Raw genomic sequence first — 4,647 nt, forward strand, 5'->3', positions numbered from 1 at the left:
GGCTGATGGCGAGGCTAAGACTCCCGGCCAGCTTGAGATCCACGCCGAAGACAAGCGTAAGCGTCGGGATCAGGAGTTCGCCGCCAGCGACACCCATGACGGCGGCCACTACACCGATGAGAAAGCCCGCAATGACGCCGCCTGCGACCTGCAGCGCGCCGGGGGTAAGCATGGCGTGCTGGCTCTCGCTGTGGTTGCTCGTCAGAAGTACTAGGGCCATGCAGACCAACAGCACTGCAATTACTCGATACAGGGCTTCCGAGCGCATACGTGTAGCCCAGCTCGCGCCGCACCATGCGCCGAGAATGCTGCCAGCGAGCAAGTTCAGGATCACCGGCCAGTTCGCGAGCACATCGGCGATGGGCACTGCCTGCGTCCTAAACGGCAGGGCAAAAGCAACGACGACGAGGCTCATTGCCTTGTTGAGGATCACCGCCTCCAGCGCCGCAAAGCGATAGAAACCGATGAGAAGCGGCAGGCGAAATTCCGCGCCGCCGAGGCCGATTAGGCCACCCAGAGTACCCACAAGTCCGCCACCGACTACTGCGGAAGCCTGCTTATAAGGACGTTCGGGCGCTGTTTCGGCCATGGCAGCCCAATTTTTTAGAAAAGTTATGCCTCTCACAGCATAACTTGCGCGAGTGTCACTCACCAGGCGCTCCGCCCGAATTCATGCTTGCAGGCGGCCAATTCGGCACTCCGGATTCATATTTACGGCTTTGCCACATACCGTTATAGTCGCCAGTACATAACGTTTTCTGCGTTGTCACTGCGAGTGCGAATATGCGAGTTATTGGACTGTCTGGAGCGAGCGGCGCCGGCAAAACCACCCTGATCTCAAAGGTCATCCCGGCATTGAAGGCTCGCGGCCTGACAGTGTCGACGCTGAAGCATGCCCATGATGCGTTTGACGTTGATCGACCTGGCAAGGATTCATACGTACACCGCCAGGCGGGCGCAAGCGAGGTGCTCGTAGCGTCCTCAGTCCGCTGGGCACTTATGCACGAGTTTACGGAGCAGGCTACGCCGACGCTGAGCAGCTTGCTGCAGCACCTCCGCAATGTTGACCTCGTAATCGTCGAAGGCTTCAGGGCAGAGAGTTATGCCAAAGTTGAGATCTTCCGGGATGCCAACGACAAGCCCTGGATGTATCCGCACGATCCGGACATTGTGGCGGTGATCAGCGACACCCTTAGTGATATCTCGCTGCCGCATGCTCATCTGGATAATGCAGGCGAAGCTGCGGACCTGGTCTTCGAGTACGCRCTTCCGATCGAGGAAACCTTACGACGCCTGGCTACGGCTGTTGTGCCGGACGAGGCTCACGCAAGGTAGGTGATGTCCTTGTTATGGAGGATGGGCTTCGCAAAATTTGTCTGCCGTAGGTGCCACAGGTTGGGCACATGTACTTGAACCCCCGGCCAACGCGCTGGCGACCTACCGTCTGCGGGAGGACGCCGAGGCTCTGCGCGAACTGCATGATCTCCCGGCTGCCGATCTTCGAGCAATGCATCGACCGCGATCCGGGCGGCCTTGATGGCGCCGGGCACCTGGGTCTTCGTCCGGCCGATGTTTTGCGAGACTCTCTTATATAGCGGTCAATCTCGGCGCTGAGCAGCGGGTCATCCAGTTGTGCCGCTTCCAGCCCACCGGGCTGCGCCAGTTCCCGCTCGCGCTTTTCCATCCAGTTCGCGGCGGCCGGGCGGCGGTCAAACGTCTTCGTTTCGGTGAGCACCGCCTTGCCGCCTCGCTTCAGGCGGATCACTGCTGTCTAACCTATACTCTCGTCCTTGCGTTCGCGCTGAAGAATGGTGCCCACAATCCTCGGTGCAGCATGGTTTTTTCGGCGCAACATTGAAACACCCAAGCTCAAAAATGAGCCTAAACAGGCAGTAACGGCAGGTCATGGCATACGTTCAGAATTCCCCGCAAATCGAAGCTGGAGTCGGAATCGCAGAAAAATCAACGGGCCGGAGAATATCGGTCGCGCCGATGATGGATTGGACCGATCGTCACTGCCGCATGTTTCACCGGCAGTTGAGCCGCCATACCTGGCTTTACACGGAGATGGTGACCACCGGTGCGCTCCTGCACGGCGACGTGGCGCGGCACCTGGACTTCGACGCGGCGGAGCAGCCGGTGGCGCTGCAGCTCGGCGGCAGCGAGCCGGCCGACCTGGYGGCGGCCGCGAGACTTGGTGAGCAGTGGGGCTACGTCGAGATCAACCTCAATTGTGGCTGCCCCTCCGAACGCGTGCAGCGCGGCGCATTCGGGGCTTGCCTGATGGCGGAACCGGAGCTGGTCGCGGATTGTGTGAGGGCGATGCGGGATGCGGTGTCGATCCCGGTAACGGTCAAGCATCGGATCGGCATTGATACGATCGAGCACTATGACTTCGTGCGTGACTTTGTCGGCAAGGTCGCCGAGGCCGGCTGCGAGACTTTCATCGTGCATGCGCGCAACGCGATCCTGAAGGGGTTGAGCCCGAAGGAAAATCGGGAGATCCCGCCGCTGCGCTATGAGGTGGCCTACCAACTCAAGCGCGAGTTCCCGCGGCTGGAAATCCTGATCAATGGCGGCATCGTGGCGCACGACGAGATGGATGAGCACCTGGCTCACGTCGATGGCGTGATGATCGGGCGGGAAGCCTATCACCAGCCGTACGTGCTGGCGGATATGGATACGCGCTTCTATGGTGCGCAGACACCGGTGGTTTCTCGGCTGGAGGTGGAGTTGGCGATGCAGCGCTATATCGGAGACCTGGTGGAGCAGGGGGGATATATGGGTGCTGTCACACGCCATATGCTTGGCCTGCACCGGGGCATCCACGGCGGGCGCGGGTGGCGGCGGGTGCTCTCGGACGCGCGGCGCATGCACGCGGTGCGGACCCGCGCGGGGGTCGACGCCATGTTCGAAGAGGCGCGCGCGCACCTTCGGCCGGGCGCCGCGTCGCTCGAAGCAGCCTGAACGGGCGGCCCGCGGCTGAAGACGAGCCTGCCCTGCCTGGAGCCTTTCCTCTAACTTCGAACTGGCTTTTTATGCAGTCAGAGCGGAAGGGGCAGCGACGACCACTTGGCCTCGCTTGCAGGTCGATTTGCCCTCATGGCAAAGGGATTCCCCTAATTCGTGAGGGGGCTGCAAATTCATACACTGTGCTTGCCCTCGAATACAGGGCTTTCTTCAACTGATTATTAAGCCCGCCTTGTGCGGGCTTTTTTTTGGGGTGAGGCAAGCCAGCTTACTGCGGGCGATATTTACCGGGCGATATTGCGCTCGGATTTATCCGGCTTCCTTCCGTTTACCCGGATAGTACAAATCCCAGATGACGGTTAGATTACGGGGGCCTTCAGGGCAATTGAGATCRCTAAATTGAAGAGCCCGCACTGCGGGCTCTTTTTTTATGCGGGCTGATTTGATAGCAGCATCCTGTATGCACTACGCACTATCTCTCGCTATTGCGAGTAATGCCAACGTCGAGTGTGCCGTAGGTGGTGATGCTCGATTCCCTGCCGTCGCTGCCCTGGCTGGCACAACCGCTGATCAGGGCGAGCAACGCGCAAGCAGCTACCAGTCCCCGCACGGAGTGCTTCATGATGACTTCCCAACATGGCGGCGAAAGCCGCGATCATGGTTGGGTGCTCGCAGGCGCCATTGGTTCCTGCTCGGCGGCGGTTCAGCCGATCACGAACCTGTGCAGCAACAATATCGCAATCGCGGGGCAGGACAGCACCAGGCCACCAACGAGGGGGAATCGCTGCGACCACATGCCAATCAGGGCGGGGATCGCTGCGATCGGGCCGAGGACTTGCATCAGTAAGGAAAGCGGGGTGCTGGTGTGGGTGGCGTTTGCGGCACTAGTGGCGTGGGCTGCGCCAGAGGGGCCGAAAAGGCCATAGGCGCTTCCAAGGACCAGAATCACGAGGCAGAGCGAAGCCGCAAGCTTGAAAGTCTGTTTGGTGTTTGTCGTGGGCCGCATCGCTGTTCTTTCCATTTGGATTGAGGCGCCGGCAGGTCAGGCTGGGCAACCGGCGCGTGTCGAGGATGCTTGCAAAAATAGCGCAATCTGCACCCAATCCAACTGAGACTTTTCTAAGTCAGAGTTAAGCCTGCTCCTGCCGGGCGGGTTCGGCCTGGCTTCGTTCGAGGGGGCGGACCCGCACGTCGATATCCTTCCCGCCCGATCGCCGTGGTCATGGGCCTGCCGCGGCTGGCGCGTGCGCTGGCCGACGGAGTGGCTCTGATATCTGTCGAGCCCGGGTTTGCCGGTTGGTCTTGATGCCCTTCGTGAAGTGCCTTTTGCGCCATAAAAAAATGATTTAAGAAAAGGCTTGCCAGGACCGTGGGCGGGCCTTAATATTCGCTCCCTCGCAACACGAAGCGCGGCTGCAAAGCAGACGGGACAAGGGTTGCGGGGTGAACGGGTGAGGTTGGCGGTGCGRASAGCGCGGCGARCCGGAGCAAAAAAAGATTGCGAAACCTGTTGACGAAACGTAGAAAGTTCTTCATAATCTCGTTTCTCTGCTGCTGACAACAAAGCAGCGRCGCGGTAAGCAAAGCGAAYCGCGGCAAGTTCTTTAACAAACAAACAACCGATAAGTGTGGGCGCTTGATAGCGGATGCCCGGTGCGCAAGCATCGGAGCTTACAA

The 4,647-nt window shown here is 59.9% G+C and carries 4 protein-coding genes; 2 read left to right on the plus strand and 2 right to left on the minus strand.

All coding sequences use genetic code 11. The annotated features are described in order from the left end of the window. Nucleotides 1–589, minus strand: a 589-nt coding sequence (locus tag AC1DO7_RS39510; protein ID WP_477117435.1) for a TSUP family transporter, incomplete at its 3' end; no start/stop codon positions are given. A gap of 194 nt (nt 590–783) precedes the next feature. Between AC1DO7_RS39510 and mobB the strand changes: the two genes are divergently transcribed. Together mobB and dusA are read left to right on the plus strand one after the other, a co-directional pair. Then, nucleotides 784–1,335, plus strand: a complete 552-nt coding sequence (gene mobB, locus AC1DO7_RS39515; RefSeq protein WP_441624208.1) for a molybdopterin-guanine dinucleotide biosynthesis protein B — start codon at nt 784–786, stop codon at nt 1,333–1,335. Nucleotides 1,336–1,905: 570 nt separating this feature from the next. Beyond that, complete coding sequence (gene dusA, locus AC1DO7_RS39520; RefSeq protein ID WP_477117436.1) at nt 1,906–2,967, plus strand: tRNA dihydrouridine(20/20a) synthase DusA; 1,062 nt, start codon at nt 1,906–1,908, stop codon at nt 2,965–2,967. Between the two features lie 706 nt (nt 2,968–3,673). Here the strand turns inward: dusA and AC1DO7_RS39525 are convergent. Beyond that, the gene (locus tag AC1DO7_RS39525; RefSeq protein ID WP_441624212.1) at nt 3,674–3,976 is read right to left on the minus strand and encodes a hypothetical protein; all 303 of its coding nucleotides are present in this window, start codon (nt 3,974–3,976) and stop codon (nt 3,674–3,676) included. Nucleotides 3,977–4,647 lie beyond the last annotated feature (671 nt).

It is taken from the genome of Cupriavidus sp. 05N40 (assembly GCF_056397305.1).

Bases quoted from the DNA above. Each gene is read 5' to 3' on its own strand.
- AC1DO7_RS39525 (WP_441624212.1), bottom strand. From the start codon at position 3,976: ATGCGGCCCACGACAAACACCAAACAGACTTTCAAGCTTGCGGCTTCG.